General features: G+C 30.6%; 10 protein-coding genes. 9 read left to right on the plus strand and 1 reads right to left on the minus strand.

Annotation, left to right across the window (positions count from 1 at the left end; translation table 11 throughout):
• The first annotated feature begins 52 nt into the window (after positions 1 to 52).
• From GGR97_RS02035 to GGR97_RS02075, 9 genes are all read left to right on the plus strand, one after another.
• Positions 53 to 4,177 carry a hybrid sensor histidine kinase/response regulator transcription factor gene (locus GGR97_RS02035; RefSeq protein ID WP_167896762.1) on the plus strand — a complete coding sequence of 1,375 codons (4,125 nt, stop codon included), beginning with the start codon at positions 53 to 55 and terminating at the stop codon, positions 4,175 to 4,177.
• Between the two features lie 427 nt (positions 4,178 to 4,604).
• Positions 4,605 to 7,715: a SusC/RagA family TonB-linked outer membrane protein gene (locus GGR97_RS02040; protein ID WP_167896763.1), complete on the plus strand. Its 3,111-nt coding sequence runs from the start codon at positions 4,605 to 4,607 to the stop codon at positions 7,713 to 7,715.
• A gap of 18 nt (positions 7,716 to 7,733) precedes the next feature.
• Positions 7,734 to 9,551 carry a RagB/SusD family nutrient uptake outer membrane protein gene (locus tag GGR97_RS02045; protein WP_167896764.1) on the plus strand — a complete coding sequence of 606 codons (1,818 nt, stop codon included), beginning with the start codon at positions 7,734 to 7,736 and terminating at the stop codon, positions 9,549 to 9,551.
• Positions 9,552 to 9,564: 13 nt separating this feature from the next.
• Positions 9,565 to 11,226 (plus strand): hypothetical protein, encoded by a 1,662-nt coding sequence (locus tag GGR97_RS02050; RefSeq protein ID WP_167896765.1) that lies wholly within the window; start codon positions 9,565 to 9,567, stop codon positions 11,224 to 11,226.
• Between the two features lie 57 nt (positions 11,227 to 11,283).
• Positions 11,284 to 12,015 carry a hypothetical protein gene (locus GGR97_RS02055; protein ID WP_167896766.1) on the plus strand — a complete coding sequence of 244 codons (732 nt, stop codon included), beginning with the start codon at positions 11,284 to 11,286 and terminating at the stop codon, positions 12,013 to 12,015.
• Positions 12,016 to 12,501: 486 nt separating this feature from the next.
• Entirely contained in the window at positions 12,502 to 15,570 is a 3,069-nt protein-coding gene (locus tag GGR97_RS02060) for a SusC/RagA family TonB-linked outer membrane protein (RefSeq protein WP_167896767.1), read from the plus strand.
• Positions 15,571 to 15,580: 10 nt separating this feature from the next.
• The gene (locus tag GGR97_RS02065) at positions 15,581 to 17,332 is read left to right on the plus strand and encodes a RagB/SusD family nutrient uptake outer membrane protein (protein WP_245229436.1); all 1,752 of its coding nucleotides are present in this window, start codon (positions 15,581 to 15,583) and stop codon (positions 17,330 to 17,332) included.
• 6 nt (positions 17,333 to 17,338) lie between these two features.
• Positions 17,339 to 19,168: a SwmB domain-containing protein gene (locus GGR97_RS02070; protein WP_167896769.1), complete on the plus strand. Its 1,830-nt coding sequence runs from the start codon at positions 17,339 to 17,341 to the stop codon at positions 19,166 to 19,168.
• Between the two features lie 66 nt (positions 19,169 to 19,234).
• Positions 19,235 to 19,921, plus strand: a complete 687-nt coding sequence (locus tag GGR97_RS02075) for a hypothetical protein (protein ID WP_167896770.1) — start codon at positions 19,235 to 19,237, stop codon at positions 19,919 to 19,921.
• A 130-nt stretch (positions 19,922 to 20,051) separates the two neighbouring features.
• Here the strand turns inward: GGR97_RS02075 and GGR97_RS02080 are convergent, their stop codons facing one another.
• Positions 20,052 to 20,876 (minus strand): lysophospholipid acyltransferase family protein, encoded by an 825-nt coding sequence (locus GGR97_RS02080; RefSeq protein ID WP_167896771.1) that lies wholly within the window; start codon positions 20,874 to 20,876, stop codon positions 20,052 to 20,054.
• Positions 20,877 to 20,922: the final 46 nt, after the last annotated feature.

The raw sequence follows: 20,922 nt of genomic DNA on the forward strand, positions 1-20,922 counted from the left end.
AGTACAATTTTAATTGTATTTTTATAATATATTTGTTTTCAAACCAAAAATAATGAATAAAAAGAATACACTAATCCTGTTGTTTCTTCTATTTACCTGTCTTGCGTTTTCTCAAGAATCTAAACTAAATAAATTCAAATCTCTTAATATTTCAAACGGATTAACTCACAACGGAGTTACTTCTATTTTTGAAGATTCTAGAGGCTTTGTTTGGATTGGTACTTATGATGGATTAAACAAGTACGATGGATTTAAAATTAAGCAGTATAAAAACACCTATAAAAAGGAAATTCTAACAAGTAACAGAGTTAGATGTATTAACGAAGATGAGTCTGGGAATTTATTAATAGGTACAGACAAAGGATTGTCTATTTATAATTTGGAAACAGAAAAGTTTTCTAAAGTTTATAGTACTGCATCTAAAAATGTGTTGATAGAACCTATTATTAGGAGTGTTATTATTCATCCGGAAACACAAGAAATTATATGTGCTACCGAGGGACAAGGACTGTTTGTTTTTAATAAAGATTTTAGTTTTCAGGGTAGGTATACCCTATTTATTTCCGATGGACTGGTTAATAAAAATATTATCTACGGAGGTATTGCTTTGGATGATGATACCTACCTATATGCAACTACTTATCATTTGTTAAAGTTTAATATTAAAACCAAAAAACTAGATTTTGTACCTGTTGATGGTGCTTTTAATACAGGGTTTATTAATAGATTAGATAATGATACTTTTTATGTAGGTAGCAATTCAGGAGGAGTTGTTTTTATAGACTACAAATTCATCAACAACAAATACGAATTTAAAGTTCAGTCTAAAAAATTAAAAGAACATCGAATTTTTTGTGCCAATGTTGATACAAAAAATCAACTATGGTTGGGTGATGCTAGAAATGGAATTATAAAATATAAAGATGCTTCTGTTTTTGAAAAAACAGAAGCATTAGCAAAATTGGAGCACACAACATTATTAGAAAAAACAAGGATGAGTACCATTAAAATATTTAATAATAGGTATTGTTGGGTGGGGTCTTTTGATAATGGTGTATATGTTATAGATTTAAAAGAAAATCCTTTTCATAACAAAGTTGTAAAACTTAACAACTTTTTAGATATAGTTCCTTTATCGGCTCATGAGTTTTCTTTAGGTGCTACAGGAGATGGTTTTAGAACCTTTAATACCACCACTAATACGTATGGAAATTTAGCTGTAAAATTATCAAAAGTAGAGGTTCGTAGAGCAAGTGTAATGTTGTCAGACTCTAAAGGTAATGTTTGGTTAAGTTTTTCTGGAGGTAAAAAAGAATATGTAGGAAGAGTTAAAAAAGGAAAATCTAAAGTTGAGAAAATTTTGGTGTCTCCAAAGTTTGAAGGTGGAATAAAAGATGTTGTAGAAGATAAAGCGGGTAATATATGGATAGCCTATACCAACAATGTTTGTAAAATTAATTTAGATGCTAAAGGAAATGTTGTAGGTAATGAAAGCTTAACGGATAATTTGGTGTTTCAAAAAATAAGTTCATCAACTTATAAAAGTTTATATATAGATCCGTTGTATAATTATTTGTGGATAGGCGATAAAGTAAGTGGTTTAATAAGAATTAAATTAGAAGAAAATAAGCCTCTTAAAGACTTAGAAATTAAAAACTTTACGGTTAACCATCAACAAGAAAATGCTATAAGCAGCAATTTTGTAACCTCTATAATTAGATTAAAAAATAATCAATTATGGATAGGTACTGAAGGTGGGGGAATTTGTAAAGTAGAAAACAGCAATGGAACTCCTAAGTTTATTCCGTTTACAGAAGAAGAAGGTTTGTCTAATAATGTTGTAAAAAGCATTTTAGTAGATAAAGATCAAAATTTATGGATATCTACCAATATGGGGTTAAATAAGTTTGATGTTAAAAAGCAGACTTTTAGAAGTTTTACTTTAGAAGATGGGTTGCCTTTTGAAGATTTTCATTACAATTCTAAAAAACTATCAAACGCTCAATTTGTTTTTGTAGGAAACCATGGGTTCTGTTATTTTAATCCTAATGACATTGTAGAAGCAGAACCTTTACCAAGACTAGAATTTGGAGATTTTAGAATTTACAATCAAGTTGTAAAGCCTACAGATACTATTAATGGTAAAGTGGTCTTAAAAAAGCATTTAGCAAATCATACCAACATTCAATTAAGTTATAATCAAAATGTGTTTTCAGTAGAGGTAGTGCCATTGCATTACTCAAGCTATAAAAATCGTTCTATAAAATACAAGTTAAGCCCATTAAATAAAAATTGGGTAGAGTTAAAAAGTGGTCAAAACATTATTGAGTTTAATGGGTTACAATCGGGAACATATAATTTAAAGGTAAAAGCATCTAATTCTTTACAAGAATGGACTATACCAAAGGAATTAAATATTGTTATTAAACCTCAATTTTGGAAATCTAATGTAGCATATACCTTATATGTTCTTTTTGGGTTTTTAGCCATTTATATTGTTTTTCAGATTTTCTTTAAAATTCAAAAACTAAATCACAATTTAGAAATAGAGCAGTTGGAAATAGATAATTTAAAAGATTTAAACGAATCTAAACTAAGGTTCTTTTCTAACATTACTCACGAAATTAAAACACCAATTGCTTTAATTTCTGGACCTGTAGACTTTTTATTAAGCAAATTAAAAACAGGAGAAAAAGTAGATGTTGTTGATAAATTAGAAATTGTACAAAGACAGTCTAAACGAATTTCACAGTTGATAGATCAGGTAAATCAATTTCAAAAATCGGATGAGCGACAATTAAAAATGAACTACGAAACATTTTGTTTTGATACGTTTTTAGGAAATCTATCTACAGATTTTAGTTTTTTAGCCAAAAAAGAAGGTAAAGAGTTATTAATTAATAGTGGGAATAGTAAAACCGTATTTGTTTCTGCCGATAAAGATAAAATAGAAAAAGTATTTAATAACTTATTTAGCAATTCCTTTAAGTATACCAAGTCTGGAGATACAATTGAAATTAATTATTATACAGATGATTCTAATTTAATGGTTTCTTTTAAAGATACCGGAAAGGGAATTTCTGCAGAAGATTTACCAAATATTTTTGATCGTTTTTACCAATCACAAAGAATGACCAAAGAATATATTGGTGGTTCTGGTATAGGTTTGGCTTTTTCTAAACGTTTGGTAGAAATGCATTATGGATATATTAATGCCGAAAGTGAATTAGGCAAAGGAACCGAAATTCATTTAAAACTTCCAATTATTGTAGAAGCTGTTGACGATGGAACGCAAATTGAAGAAGTTTTATTACAAGAAGAACAATTTGAAGAAACGTTAGTACCTACCTATGATGAGGTTGATTTTAACAGTATTAAATCTGACGAGACTTTTGCGCAAGCAAAAATATTTTACGCAGAAGATAATTTAGACATGCGAACCTTTGTTTCGGAAATGTTGTCTAACTTTTTTGAAGTAAAACAATTTAGCAATGGTGCAGAATGTTTGGAAGCCTTAGAAAGTGAATGGCCAGATATTGTTTTGAGTGATGTATTAATGCCAGAGTTAAATGGTTTTGAATTGTGTAAATCTATTAAGAACAACATTAAAACAAGTCACATTCCGGTAGTGTTATTAACAGCCTGTATTTCTACAGATGAACAAATTCAGGGAATAGAAGAAGGAGCAGATGCTTATATTAAAAAACCTTTTAATACACAGCAATTAGTTTCTACTATAGAATCTTTATTAAGAAACAGACAGCAATTAAGAGAGCGTTTTAAAATTGATTTTCCGCTTGAATTGCAAAAATCAACAGACTCTAAAAAGAATATTGTTTTTATAGAAAAATTGTACGATTTAATTTTAGAGAATTTAGATAATAAAGATTTAGATATAGATAACTTGGCTAAACATCTTTATTTAAACAGAACTCATTTTTATCAAAAAGTAAAAGAAATCACAAATCAAACTCCATTTGAATTGTTAAAAGACTTTAGATTAAAAAAAGCTGCAGAATTTTTAGTGAGAGAAAAAATGACAGTCAACGAAGTTTTTGTAGCTACAGGATTCAAGAGCAGATCACATTTTAGTAAGGTTTTTAAAGATAAATACAAGGTTACTCCAGGTCAATTTGTGAAAAAAGGAATTGAAGATTTATCGAAAAACTCAGAGTAAACAAAGTATATAATATACGTTTTTTTAATCCCTCAGTCTTATTACAAGACTGAGGGATTTTTTCGTGTTTAATCTATTGTTTTGTCTTTCAGGTTGTTAGTTTTTTTTTGAGGTAAATAATGTATTTGTTTTTACGTGAGCGTACAAATTATTTACAGAGTGGCATACCGCTAATGTATATATAATTGAATTTTGATTTTGATAATAAAACAACAAGCAAAGTATTTATTACTCTATTAAGAAATAGATATTAAGGCTTTAGGAACACTATAATTAACCAGCTTATAGTAAAAAAACAAAATAAAAACTTACCAAATTAAAAAATGAAACAATGAAGAAGCTATTCTTTTTAAACAATCAACAAGTATTATTACGGAGCTATGATAATGTAACCAAGATGAAATCATAAAAACTAAAACTAATTTAAATGAAGAAAAATAGAACTATAAAAGTAAGAACAGTATTAAGAAGAGTATTTCTTATTCTATTTTTATCCGTAGTGTGTTTTAAAGGAAAAGCATACGCTCAAGAAACTGTAACAGGTGTAATTACAAGTTCAGCTGATGGATTGCCTTTAATTGGTGCTACTGTACAAAAACTAGGAACTAAGGCTGTAACAACTACTGATTTTGATGGACAATATGTAATAAAAGCAACCCAAGGAGATATTTTACAGTTTACTTATTTAGGAATGACTTCTAAAACGTTAACAATTAAAGGGAATGTGTTAAATGTAATACTAGATCCAAGTCAAGAACAGTTAGATGAAGTTATTGTTGTAGGTTATGGAACTGTAAAGAAAAAAGAAATAACAGGAGCTGTAGCTAGAGTAAAAGCGGAAGATATAGAAAACATTGTTACATCCGATTTAGGAAGTGCTATACAAGGACAAGTGTCTGGAGTAAATGTTGTTGATAGTGGAGAACCTGGGGGAGATTCAGATATTTTAATTCGTGGAATTACTTCATTAACTGGGAGCAACGAACCTTTGTATGTTGTAGATGGAGTAATGCAAGAGGGAAACCCTAGAATTCCGCCTAATGTAATTGAAAGTCTAGATATTTTAAAAGATGCTGCCTCTACAGCTATTTACGGTACAAGAGGAGCCGGAGGGGTTATTTTAATAACAACCAAACAAGGTAAAGAAGGAGCTTTAAAAGTTACTTTAAATTCTAGTTATGGTATTCAGGTAATTAATGGAACACCTACTCGTTTAATGAATGCAAACGAGCAATTGTATTCTATTATGTTACAAAAACGTAATTCTGATGGATTAGGTTTGGCTGATGATCAATTAAATCTTGGGTTTAACATGTTTAAATCTGCATACTTAAATGATTCAGATTTATTTGGAAATGTTATTTTAAATAGCCGTCCTACACAAAATCACTCATTAACTATTTCAGGAGGAGGTAAAGAAATTAATTACAATGTTACGGCAGGTTTTTATAGACAAAAAGGAACTATTGTAGGTTCAGATTTCCAACGTTTTAATATTAGAGCAAACACAGGATATCAAAAAGGAAAATGGGATATTAAAGCAATTGTAGCTATTACAAATGAAGAGAATCATAAATCTCCAGGGGGGTTAACTTCTCAAATTATTAAATACTCTCCTTTAAATATTGATGTTGAAGATGTAAGTTTAAACGATGTTATTTTTACTACAGGTGGTAGTAATGGAAATAATTTACAATCTGCAATTAATAGTTTTAGAAATGAAAACACGATTAATTCATTAAATGCAAATACTACATTTAGTGCGGTTTATAAATTTACAGATAACTTATCACTTACGTCTAGATATGGAATGTCTTCAGATTATGATTATGGACATAGTTTCAGACCTTATCAACAAGTAATAAATGCTGTTACAGGAGAAGAAATTAGTCAATCAAGAAGTAGTGGTGTCGGAAATAATGCTCAGAAAAAGATAAACAATACATTTAGTATTTTTTCTAACTACAAGTTTAATATCAATAAAGATCATAGAATTGCTATGACTTTAGGAGCTACTTATGAAAAGTACACAACAGAAAGATTTTCTGCTGGTGGGTCTGGTGTAACTAACAACGATATTAAAGTTTTAAATGGTACAACTTTAAATTATACGGTAGAGTCTGGAAATGATTATATAAGTAAAACTTTTGGTTTATTATACCGTTTACAATACAATTATCAAGGGAAATATATATTTAGCTCAAGTATAAGACGTGATGCTTCTTCTCGATTTAATGTAGATTCAAGATCTGCTTTATTCCCTTCAGCATCTTTTGCTTGGAATGTATCTGATGAAGGTTTTTGGGATGATTACAAATCGGTTGTAAATAACTTTAGAATTAGAGCTTCTTATGGTAAAGTAGGGAACCAAAGAGTGGGAGATTACATTTATCAGCAAACATTTTTAACAGAATACCAATATGCATATGGACGTTCTGGAAGTGATAATCTAACCAATGGAAATATTCAAAACGGTTATGCTAATAAAGATTTAAAATGGGAAACATCTATACAATCAAATTTAGGTGTAGATCTTAGTTTCTTTAAAAATAAAGTAACTTTTACAGCAGAATATTATCACAAAACCAATAGTGATATGTTGTTTCCTATAACATTGTCTGGATCTACAGGAGCTATTAATAATTCAGGAATTATATTAAACGTTGGTAACATGACTAACAAAGGACTTGAACTAGCAACTAAATACAAAACAAACATAGGAAATGTGAAGTTAAACATGAGTGGTACTTTTACAACTAATAAGAATGTAATTACCAAGTTAGATGGGTTTGGAAGATTTACTTTAATGGATGACTCAGGTTTAATTTCAGGAGCTAGAGATCAGTCTCAAGTAACTGCTATTGCTAAAGGTTATGAAGCTGGAGCTTTCTTTATTTATACTACAGATGGTGTTATAAATACAAGTGAAGAATTAGCAGATTATCAAAAAATTAATCCTCAAGCGAGTATGGGAGACCTTGTTATAGTTGACACCAATAACGATGGACAAATTACTAATGACGATAGAACTTATAGAGGTAGCGGATTGCCTAAGTATGAATTAGGGTATAATTTAAATGCAAGCTATAAAAGTTTTGATTTTTCTATGAACTGGTATGCTGCATTAGGACAGGAAATAATGAATGGTTCTAAGGCTACAGCGTTTGGATATGGAAGACATGCAGATTTAATCAATCAGTGGTCAGAGGTTAACCCTACTAGTTCAATTCCTTCTTTTAAAAATCAAATCAAAAACCATTACAATTATAATGGAAATACAGATTTATGGTTAGAAGATGGTAGTTACTTAAGATTAAAAGCAGTTACTGTAGGGTATAGTCTATCTAAATCTATTTTAGAAAAATTAGGAGGGATTTCTAGATTTAGGATTTATGCTACAGCTCAAAATCCGTTAACATTTACTAAGTATACAGGTTATAATCCTGCAGTAGGAGGTAGAATTCAAAGTAGAGGATTAGATAAAGGAACATATCCTATTACAGCTACTTATATGTTAGGATTAAATCTAAACTTTTAATAAATAAAAACAATTATCATGAAATATTTGACTTTTAAAAACATTATAGTGGTTTTTATGTTATTTGGTTTATTGTCATGTTCAGACGAATCATTAACAGAAATAAACCCAAACCAACCACAGGTACGTTGGGATAATTTATCGGATACGCAAAAAGGTTTAAACTCAGTTTATAATTCTTTATTAGATGAAAATTTACTAGGAGTTATGCAAGAAGCTTGGAGATCGGATATGGGATATCCAGGATTTGGTAGGCCAACCCCTACAAACCAAGGGAATTTACCTTACTATTATCAAACATATACAAATAACAATGAATTTATATCTGCTAAATGGGATGCATGTTATGCAACTATTTATTATGCAAATCAAGTACTAGAAGGTCTAGAAGGATTAGAAGCTACTTTAACAGAAGATTCATTAGAGTCTTGGACAGCACAAGTGGCACAAGCTAGATTCTTTAGAGGATTAATGCATTTCTATTTACACTCTACATACAATAACGGTAATGTAATTATTAGAAAAGAAATTCCTAATGTTACAACTGGTTTTGGTAAAGAGCTATCATCATCTGCAGAGGTAAGAGACTTTTTTAGAGAAGACTTATTATATGCTTATGAGAATTTACCTGAAGAATATGATAAAGATTATTTAGGAAGTGCAACAAAATGGGCAGCAGCTACAGCTTTAGGAACATCATACTTATATGAGGCTACAGATGGTCCAAGTGCAACTGGAGACTACTCACAGGCTATGACGTATTTTGAAGATGTTATAGATAATGGCCCTTTTGAATTAGTAACGGATCCTTCTTTAATTTTTACTCCAGCAGGAGAGTTTAATAAGGAATCTATATTTGAATTAGCCTACAATACAGAGCATAGACAGAGTTTAAAAGTTTTTGATGCAGGAAAAATGTCTAATCAATTATCTTTTAATTCAACAGGATCGTCAGGTTTCTTTATGCCCGTTTGGATGATATACGCTTACAAATCAGAAGAATTAGATTTAGCAGATTCTAGAAACGTATATACAGAACCAGGAACAGGAGGTACCATTATAAGACCAGTATCTTTAAGAGCATCTTCTATGGCAGCTATTGTAAATGATGAATTAACAGATTTTGGAGGTAAAAAAACAACAGAAGGTATTAAAATTCAAAATGGAGGTTTTGGATTTGGTTACTATAAAAAATATATTGAATTTAATAACACCGATCCTAGAGGAACAAGAAGTGCGGGTTCTAATGTTGTTGTAAACAGATTGGCAGAAGTGTATTTAATGCAGGCTGAATGTTTAATTCAAACTGGAGATTTAAATGGAGCTTTAAAATTAATCAATAAAATAAGACATAGATGGGCTCTTCAACTAATAGGAATGCCAGATACTGATTGGCCTGATGCAACTTTTGAATCTGACAAAGATAATGATGGGGTTATTGATGTGGACTATGTTGATTATACTCAAGAAACACTAATGAATAGGTTAATGTATGTTGAAAAACCATTAGAATTATCTGTAGAAGGTCATGCAATACGTTGGATAGATTTAAGAAGATGGGGGATTATAAAGGAAAACTTTAACAGGTTATCAAATGCAACGTATTACGCTCAAAATTATGATTATGATAAACGAGATGCTGATACTGGAGAAAAAACAGGTAAAACAGGAACTATTAAAAACGGAGAAATTTTAAATGTAAACCCTGGAACTGCTACAGAGTTAAATATCATAGATTATGAATATGATGTTGCAGCAGATAATTATACTCCAGCATTAAATAATTATTACCCTATTCCTTTAAATGAGATTTTAAGAAATCCATTATTAAACTAATAATTGAAGCAAGATGAAAAATATTAAAAAAATAATACAAATTATTTCAATCGTAGCATTTCTTGTAGGTTGTAATAATGATGAAGTAAATTCTTTAGCAAAATTTAATGATGCTACTTGGTCAACCTCCGAATATAATTATGCAAATACAACTTCAGATATAAATTTTGGAATAAATAAAGGAGATTATATTTCATTTATAGATTTGTCTCAAAATGCAATATCTCACGAATGGATTATCGAAAAAGAGGACAAATTTTTAAATCCAAATTTTAAAACAAGTGATAAGAATTTAATTCCTTTTATCAATAATGATTTAGGCACTGTGTCAACATCTAAACCTGCACATATATTGTTTTTAAAACCAGGAATTAATGAGGTTAAAATGGTAAATACTTTTGATAGTCCTGTAACGTTTAATGGAAAAGTAAAAATTGAATCTGTTAAAAAAGGAGATGTGTATGAACTTAAGAATATTTGGAAAGTAGATGTTTATGATAGTTTAAAACCTGCAGTCAAAATTTCTAAAGAAGATGACTTAGGAGTTAAAACGGAGTTGTACAACTCTGCAAAAGAGCTGATACCTGCAGATGGAGTTATTAATATAGAAGCTGGTGAATCTTTAATTTATGAAGATATTACTACTATTGGACGTCCAAATGCAAATAGTTGGAAATCGCCAGGATCAAATCAAAAGACAGCTTCTGGTACAAAAAATGTTGTTTTTGATTATTTAAAATTAGGAGAATTTGAAGCTGGATCTCTATCTGTAAGTAGAGATGGAGATGATAAAACAGTTCCTAAAGCAGAGTCACAAGTATTAGATATTCCCTTAAAAATTATAGTAAACAAATCATCTAAGCCTTTTAATATAATAGAAGAAAGTGTTGTTAGATTGGAGTCTAATAAAATTAGTTTTGATGTTAGTGGAGAATTAAAGGCTTTTACAGATCAAGAAGCTAACTTTAATGTACACGTAACAAATACTGCAGCTAGTTTTGATAGTGATATTACAGTTACTAAAGCTCAAGTAAGCTCTACAAATAAAGCAACTATAGAATTAACTTTAGCTTCGGATATTTATAATACGGACGATATTAAAGTTTCTTATATTGTAGGTGCTACAACCATTGTATCTGCAGATGAAAGAGATTTACTTGCTTTTACAGATCAAACTGTACGTTTTACAGATGAACTTTTGGATTCAGATTATTATGGTTTTGAATTAGGAGGATCGGAGTGGTTTATACAACACCCAGATCAATGGTCTTACAGTTCTTCTTTTGCAAATACAGGCACGAATAGTTTAAAATTTAGTGAAGCTGATGTTTCTTCAATGGATAATAAAATTAAAGTACAAGGAACAAGTGCTACAGAACTTAAAATTGTAGCAGGTACCTATAATTTTTCTATAAATGTATGGATTGATGTTGATTCTGATTTGAATACGCTGCTAACAAATTTTCAAGGAACTACTTTTAAATCTGTTAAATGGGATTTAACAGGAGTAAAAAAGGGAGAATGGGTTAAGTTAAACCAAGAAGTTACTTTAGCTGATTACGATAATACAAATAATGATAAATTAGTTTTTCAAATTAATAAGGTAGATGTTATTAGTACATCTGCAACTATGTATGTAGATGATATATCTATGGTACCTGTAGAACAAAGATAAAATTAAACAAAACCTCTAAACTATTTAATATGGTTTAGAGGTTCTAAAAAATATAAAATGAAACAAGCAATCAAATATATAAATTTAATAGCTTTAGTGTTTTTAACACTTAGTTGTGAAAAAGAAACAGGATGGGAAAAAGAAAATTTAGAATTAGTACCTGTTTATAGTGCTTTTGATATATCTTCAGAATTAGATATCAATCCAACTTTTGATGTAGAACAAGACCCCGCAATAGCTACTGATGAAGAAAAATTCTTGAAAAACGAATACGACAATAGGTTTGTACCATATAAATTACAGTTGTTTAAGAATAAAGATTTAACAATTATTTTTAATACAACTTCAACAGCAAGTAAATTTGAAGTACCTTACATTGAAGATACTACAGATGCTGATGTATATGATATTAAATTGACCACAGAAGTTACCAATCCTATTAATAAAGGAGGAGTTACTGGTACAGAAATGATAACAAACAATTATTCTCTTTATTTTAACAGAACGGCAATGTCAAATGCTGTTACGGCTGATGTAGCTATAGAAGGATTGATGTTAAACACAATAAAGGTAACTACAACAACAACTGTTCGAAATACAACAAGTTCTGATACCGAAGGAGTAGTAGTAGAAACTAAATATGAAACACCTAATGTTATTTCGCTAGTAACCAAAACAGAAACAAGTATTGATACAGAAACAAACAAAACAACTGTAACGATTACAAAAACGATAGATGAAACATTTAAGTATAAATTATTATTTGTAGAAAAAGAAATTTATAATTAATAACATAATACATAAAACAATTAAAAGCTCTATTATTTATAATAGAGCTTTTTAGTTTAAGGACATATTGTTTTATAAAAAGAATGTTAAAACAGGATATAGCACAAGGTGCTATATCCTGTTTTTTTATACCAAATAATCATATTTGTAAGATGTGTTCTTTGTAATTTGTTGTTTTATAGTATGAAAGTGATTTTATGTACGGATGAATACAAATTATTTACAGAAGAGTATGTTATAAACATAGATAGCTTTTAATATTGTGAATATGATAATATTTTATGTTTAATATAGTGTTTATTTCGTTTTTAGTGCTTTTTTATTTTTAAATTGTTAAATAAATAAGCGCTTTTGTGTTAATAACTCTAAATATGTAAATCTGAATTTAATTAAAACTATGAACAAAAATCTAACAAAAAAAGAAATCTTCTTGCGGAGTTTCATTTACTAACCAAATTAAAACTATAAAAACTAAAACTAATTTAAATGAAGAAAAATAGAACTATAAATGTAAGAACAGTCTTAAGAAAAGTATTTCTTATTCTGTTTTTATCTGTAGTGTGTTTTCAAGGAAAAGCATACGCTCAAGGAACCGTATCAGGAGTCGTAACTAGCTCTGGTGATGGATTACCTTTAATTGGAGCAACAATACAAAAACTAGGTACTAAGGAGGTAACGACAACAGATTTTGATGGTCAATATGTAATCAAGGCAAAAAAAGGAGATGTTTTGCAATTTACTTATTTGGGAATGACTCCTAAAAGTACAACAATTACAGGTAATGTGCTTAATGTAATTTTAGATCCAAGTCAAGAGCAATTAGATGAAGTTGTTGTTGTTGGATATGGAACTCAAAAGAAAAAAGAAGTAACAGGAGCTGTAGCACAAGTAAAATCTGAAGAAATAGAACAATTTGTAACGACAGATGTGTCTTCAGCTTTACAAGGTCAAGTTACAGGGGTAAATGTAACTGCAGCAAGTGGAGAGCCAGGAGAAACCGCTAGTATACAAATAAGAGGGGTAACTTCATTAATTGGTTCCAATGAGCCGTTATGGGTTGTAGATGGAATAGCTCAACAAGGTAATCCAGGGTTAAGTCCAAATGAAATTGAAACTATTGATATTTTAAAAGATGCAGCCTCTGCAGCTATTTATGGTACAGAAGGAGCAGGAGGAGTTATTTTGGTAACTACCAAGCAAGGAAAAGAAGGAAAAATGAGCATTACCCTAAACTCAAAATATGGTATTCAAGATTTAGGGAAAGGAATTTCTTTAATGAATGCTAAAGATGAACTATTTTTTGGTTTAACACAGTTAGATAATGGTGCTTCTACTTTTGTTCCAGGTCCTATTAGAACTCCAGAGTGGTTAAATAATGATAATACTTTTAATGATTATGTATTGGTAGAACATGCAGCTACGCAACAACACACTTTAAATGTTTCTGGAGGAACTAAAGAGTTTTCTTACAACGCAGTAGGTGGTTATTTTAATCAAGAAGGAACGTTGATAAATTCTGGTTTTCAAAGAGTAAATGGACGTATTTCTGCAAACTATAATAAAAAGAATTGGAAGGTAAGATCTAGTATCGCTTTTACTACAGAAAAAAGAGATAGAGTAGGAAACAACTTAATAACAAATGCACAACGTTATTCACCACTATATCCAATTGTAGATCCTAGTTCAGATGTTGTATACTCTACAGAAAGTGGTGATGGGGGAGTAAGAACTCCATTGGAATTGTTGGCACAGGCATTAAAAAAGAAAGACAATAGTACTAGTGAGAGAATTAATGCAAGTATAGGAGTTACAAGACAATTAACAAAAGATTTAAGTATGTCTGCTACTTTGGGTACAGCTATTACCAATACTTATAGAGATCAGTTTTTACCTCAATATTCAATTGTTTATTTAAACGGAGATCCTACAGAAACAGATCCAACGAAAAGTAATGTAACTACATCTGCATCTAGAAGATCTACATTATCAGGAGATATAGGACTTAGCTATAAGAAAAAAATTGAGGATCATAATTTTGGAGCACAAGCAATTTTTGCAATCAAAGAAGAAGGATATAGAGGTTTTTCAGCAAGAAAAGAAGGTGTCCTAAATAATGATATTCGTGTGTTAGACGGTGCAAGTATCAATCCTGTAGCCGATTCAGAAATTTATTATAATAGTACACAAGTTGGTTTTGTTGGTAGAGTAACCTACGGATACAAAGACAAATATTTGTTATCAGGAGTGGTAAGAAGAGATGGTTCTTCCAAATTTAGCCCAGAGAATCAATGGGGGATATTTCCATCAATTACTATGGGGTGGAACGTATCTGATGAACCTTTTTGGAAAGACTTAAAAGGAACCATTAATAATTTTAAAATTAGAGCGGGTAGAGGTACTGTAGGAAACAACCGATTTGGAAATTATGAATATCAAAGTACCATACGTACCAATGCGAATTATATTTTTGATCCTACAGACAATCAATTAACATTTGGATCTGCTGTATATACCTATGCAAACCCTCAGGTAAAATGGGAGACAAAAACAGAAACAAATATTGGTTTTGATATGAGTTTATGGAGAAACAAATTGATTGTTACTGCAGATGTTTATAAATCTAGTAATGAAGATATGCTGTTTCCTGTAAGAACTCCAAGTTCTGCAGGTGCTTATGACGGAAATAATTTAAATAGTATTTTAAATGTAGGAAACATGACCAATCAAGGTTTGGAAATAGCTTTAAAATATAGAACAAATATTCAAAAAAGTAAATTATCTACAAGTTTAGTGTTTACTAGAAATACAAATGAGGTAACTAGTACAGCAGGACAATCAACTATTTATAACACGCAATCTAACATAAATTCTACTCCAATTACTGTTTTTGCAGAAGGATACGAAGCAGGAGCTTATTTCTTGTACAAAACTAACGGAGCTATTAATAGCGAAGAGCGTTTGGCAGCTTATCAAGAAATTAAGCCTGATGCAAAAATGGGGGATATTGAAATTGTTGATTATAATAAAAATGGTAAAATCGATAATGATGATAGGCATTATGCAGGAAGTGCATTGCCTGATTTTGAATTAGGTTGGAATATGCAATGGACCTATAAAGGTTTTGATTTGTCTATGAACTGGTACGCTTCTGTAGGGTCAGAAATTATAAATGGTAATAAAATTGAAGCTTATACCAAAGGTAGGCACAAAGATTTATTAGACATGTGGTCTAAAGATAATCCAACATCTAATATTCCAATTTTAAGAGATTTTGGTACTAATAACTATTTACCAAATAACGATTATTGGGTTGAAAGTGGAGACTATATACGTTTAAAACTGGCAACATTAGGTTATAATTTTTCACAAACAACTTGTGAAGATATAGGTCTAAGTAGCTTAAGATTATTTTTTACAGCTCAAAACCCATTGACCATTACAAAATATACAGGTTATGATCCAGAGGTTGGAGGAAATGTAGCAAGAAGAGGTTTAGATTTATCTAGATATCCATTAGCTTCATTGTACACTGTTGGATTAAATGTTAAATTTTAAACGAAACAAGATGAAAAGATATATAAAATACATTATCCCTTTTTTGGTGATAACAACGACGTTGCAATCTTGTGACGATTACTTAGAAGAAATCAATCCAAATGAAGTTTCATCAGAACTATATTGGCAGGATTTAGAGGATTCTAATGAAAACTTAACATCTGTTTATAACGGATTGTTAAATCAATACATTTGGTCTGTTGACAATGAGGCTCTTAGAGGTGATATAGCATTTTCAAACTTGCGAAGCAGACAAAACTCAGAAACCTATGCATGGCACGCACAAGCATTTACAAATACGGTAGATAATCATTATTTTAAAAGCTGGGCAGGAATGTATCGTGTAATTTGGAGAGCAAACCAAGTTATAACAGGGTTAAACGGTATGTCAGAAACTTTTAAAAGTCAAGAAGCATGGACCACACAAATGGCAGAGGCTCGTTTTTTAAGAGGGTTAATGCATTTTTACTTACACTCTAACTACAATCAAGGAGAAATAATCATTAGAGATGAAATACCTGAGAGTTTAGAGGATTATTCTAAACCAACATCATCATCTGCCAAAGTTTTAGAGTTTTTTAGAAAAGATTTTGAATATGCTTATGATAATTTACCTGCAACTCAAAATCAACCTTCTAGAGTTAGTAAGGGATTGGCAGCCATGATTTTTGCCAAAAGTTATTTATATACAGAAGAATACGACAAGGCAGTTCCTTTGTTAAAAGATGTAATAGAAGGACCTTACGGATTTGAATTACTTAAAGGAGAAGCTGTAAAAACGTTGTTTACACATGCAGGAGATTTTAACAAAGAAACGTTATTCGAAATAAATTATACAGATGTACATCAACGTTTGATTAACTCTAATGGGGATAGTTGGGATGAAGAGGCTTATACTACAAGATGGGCAAGGTATACAACACCAGCAAATAAAGGAGGATCAATAGGAGGTCCAAAATACTTTAACCCAACAGCCTGGTTAACTTTTGAATATTCTAACGAACCTATGAATTTAAATGATTCTAGAAACTTTAAAGAAGGAAATCAATTAAGAAGTGTGCCTCTAAGATGTGCGCAAATGATTCAGGTAGTTAACGATGAGGAGTCTAGCTATTATGGAAAAACTCCTGCTTATGAAGACGTTAGTTTTAGTAAGGATGTTTTTGCCTATTTTAAAAAATTAACCAATCATGATGTGGTTAGTCACGAAGATGAAATGTTGTCTACAGCGTGGCAGTCTGGTAAAAACTTAGTGGTGTATCGTTTAGCAGATGCTTACTTAATGTTGGCAGAGTGTTATATTGAACAAGATAATATTACAGAAGCGTTAAAATACATTAACGAGATTAGAAGCCGTTGGGGATTATTGCTATTAGGTGCCGATGATGGTTCTAGTTCTTATGATGATGTAGCTTATGATAAAACAACATTAATGGAACACTTAATGTATATAGAAAGGCCTTTAGAGTTGTCTTTAGAAGGGTATGCAGAAAGAGCTATTGATTTAAGAAGATGGGGAATAACCAAACAACGTTTTACAGATTTGGCATCAAGAGATTACCAGGTAGTAGATTATTCTTTTACAAAAGAAGATGGAACTACAGGTAAAGGAAGCAAAATACAGACGGGTGTAGGACCAACTGCTAACAACAACACTCCTGAAATTGAGTTTAATGATGCAGCAGCTAATTATTTAGAATCTGTACATGCCTACTTGCCATTACCTAACGAAGAAACGTTGTATAACCAACAAGTAAACTAAGAGATTATGAAGAAAAATATAAAATTAATTACAGGACTATTATGTGTGCTGTTGGCTTTTACAACCAGCTGTTCAGACGAAGACGTATCTGTATATGGAGATTTAAACGGAGATTATTCTAGTTTTCAATGGTACACAGGTGGAAATAGAGAAACTTATAGAGAATCAAATAAAGAAATTAATATCAATCAATATGTTGGTTTATTTGATGTATCAGTAGGTGAGAAAAATAGAGAATGGACAATTCCTAGTTCAGCTAAATTTTTAAACCAAAAGTTTACTGAAAGCGATACAATTTATAGCTCTTTTGTTATTCCAAATTCAGGAACCAAATCAGCAGATGAATTGGTAAACGTTTACTTTCCCGAAGCTGGAGAATTTGAAGTGAAATTAAGAACAGAGTTTAAAGAACCAGTAACGTATACTAGGTCTTTTGAAGTAGGAGGAGAGTTGGTCTCAAAATCTATAACAAGCACAGTGGTTGATACTATTTTTAAAGTAAAGGTTTTTCCAGACCCTGTACCAACTTGTAAAGTTTACAAACAAAATTTTATAACCAACCCCGAAGATCCTACGGGACCTACCATTGTAGATGAAGCAAATCCATATACTGAAATTTTATTTGTTGAGGAAGAAGATCAACCAAGTCTAGAAAATATTGATACTTGGGCTGAGGTGTCTATTGAAGCAGGAGAAAAATTAATGTTCGAAGATTTGTCAACTATTGGAGAGGTAGATGGAACTAGATGGACAACCAACGGAGGAAAACCCGAAGTTAGTTCTAAAGAAACAATAGAGGTAGCATATAATAAACTTACAGCAGATGATGAATATTATACAGCTCATTTTATATCAAGAAGAACAAGTGATGTAGGGCCTACTAAAGATATTGCTAAGTTAATCCCTTTAAAAATAAAGGTATTACCCTCTACTAAGCCATTTGCGTATAACGCAGGATTAAAAATATCAAAAGAAGGAATAATTAGTTTTCCTGTAACAGGAGAAGTAGAATTGTTTGATGGGCAAGAAGATAAATTTACAGTTAATGTTGTGAATACAGATAGTGGATTTTATCAAAATATAGCTGTTTCCTCTGTGGCTTTAAATGCTGATGATGCAACAATTATAGAGTTAACATTAGCGGAGCAAGTATACAATACAGATACGTTTACAATCTCGTATACAGATGCTAATGCAAAAGATACTGATGGAATTATTTCGGTAGACGGAAGATCATTAGAGAGTTTTGATCCTATAACCACTACCATTAAAACATCAGAATATGAAGGAGTGATGAATATAACTGATTTTACAGGGTATGAATCTGAATATGGAGGTTCAGGAAATCAGTATAAGTTTGCTAACATGAATAAAGGAGTATATTTTGCTCAGCACAATGGTAACTCAGAAGCGGGACCATTGTATTATTGGAGAGATACAGAGTTAGCTTATGAAGGAAATAGTTCTTTAAAATTTGAAACTCCAAGTACAGGTATCCCTAATTTAGCAAGATTACAAGGATCTGCATTTAAAACATTAAGTCCAATACCGGCAGGTAAATTTATTCCAAGTGTATGGGTGTATATAGATCCAGCAACTACAATGTCTACAATACAATACAACTGTACAACAAATGTAGATGCTACTTTTAATTTTGATATTAGCACTGTAGAAAAAGGAAAGTGGGTTCAATTAAACTTACCGGCTGTAGAGTTACCTGCCATAGCAGATGGTAGACTTGATATTAATATTACCAATGTAGATCAAGGTGCTACACAAGTTCAAAAGTTGTGGTTAGATAATTTTGATTTATTAATTGTTAACGACAGACCTTAAACAAATTAATTAAACACCTCTTTTATATTGATAAATTTAAAAGAGGTGTTCTAAAAAAACAGAAAAATGAAATACTTTTTAAATACATTAAAACTAATTTTAATATTACTTGTAGTTAGTTGTACTACAGAGGAAAAAGAATTGCCTCAAGTGTCGTTGGTGCCTGTTTATACAATCAATGTGGCTGCACCTTCTAACGCAAATAATACATTGTCTGGTTATAAAAGTGTTACGGTTCCAACAACTATTAATATTTATAGAGAAACAGATTTAGTTATTCACTATCAAGAAGAAAATAACCCTGTAAATTATTATGTTTCGTCAACAGACGAATCTACTGCTTTTGTACCTGCAGGAACAAATCCAGCTGTAGAAGGAAAATACAAAATTAATTATGTAATAGGTTCAGAAGAAAACACTACCAATGCGGAAACAGGTACTGTTACTAAAACTAAAGAAACAACAACCTATGTAGTAGAAGCAAATAATACAGATATTGATGGAAATAAAATAAGTGTTAAAAATAGTTTAGGCTTAACAATAAACCATACTAAAAAAGTAACTGTAATTGCAGATAAAGAAATAGGTGATGTTAATGTATCCGAAAGCATTACTCCTGCTACCGATAATGATGGTGAAATTACCACAGAAACTATTGTAGATGAGGTTAACAATACCACAACCACTATAATAACAACAGTTTCTAAAGCTGTTAGTTTAATTACTTTAAAAGAAACAGAGGTATATAATTAAGCGCTGTATATATATTTACAGACAATAAAAAAGACAGCCATTTGGCTGTCTTTTTTTTATTGTTTATAATCTTCTGATAGAGTTTAGTGTTATATGAATTAGGAAAGTATATGCAGCTAATTTAATTAGCTTATTCATCTTCCTTGTCAGAACTCCAAAACTCTCTTTGTTTGTTTAACTTTCTTTCTTGTTCGGCATATTCTTCTACAGAAATCACTTTTAAGAAAGAAGGGTGTTGCTCTATAGCAAATTCAATTTTTTTAAGAATATCGTTAGCATCTTCTTTTTCATAATCAATTTCTAAAGGTTGTTTAATTACCATAGATTGTAAAATTCCACGTTTTTTAATCAACAATCCTTTTTTGTCAAAAGAACGTCTAAAACCGTCAATAACAATAGGTACAACAATAGGCTGATAGGTTTTAATTAAATGAGCAGTACCTCTACGCACTGGGTTAAATGGTTTGGTAGTTCCTTGCGGAAATGTAATTACCCAACCATCATCTAAAGCTTTTTTAATATTTGTGATGTCAGACATTTTTACTTGTCTTTTTACATCCTTACCTGCAGCTCTCCATGTTCTTTCAATAGAAATAGAACCAACATAAGCAAAAATTTTAGGAAGCAAACCAGCTTTCATAGTTTCTAATGCAGCAATATAATACAGGTTTAATTTTGGTCGTAGTAAATATGTCCATCTTTTTAAACTATTATCTCTACCATTTAGTGTAGCATAAAATACATGATACATAGCAGCAACATCAGCAAAGTAAGTTTGGTGGTTAGAAATGAATAACACATTTCTTTCTGGAAGGTCTTTTAGTATTTCAGAACCTTCAATTTTTAATTTATTAAAACCGTTATATCTTCTGTAAGAAACAATTCCAATGATACTGATGATTATTCTTTTTAAAAAAAGGTATTGCCCAAAAGGGTTTTTTTTAAATAAGCTCATTTGTATTTTAATTATTATTTTTTTTGTGAGCAACAAATTTACAATA

This window comes from Wenyingzhuangia aestuarii, from assembly GCF_011927765.1.
Lineage (GTDB): Bacteria > Bacteroidota > Bacteroidia > Flavobacteriales > Flavobacteriaceae > Wenyingzhuangia > Wenyingzhuangia aestuarii.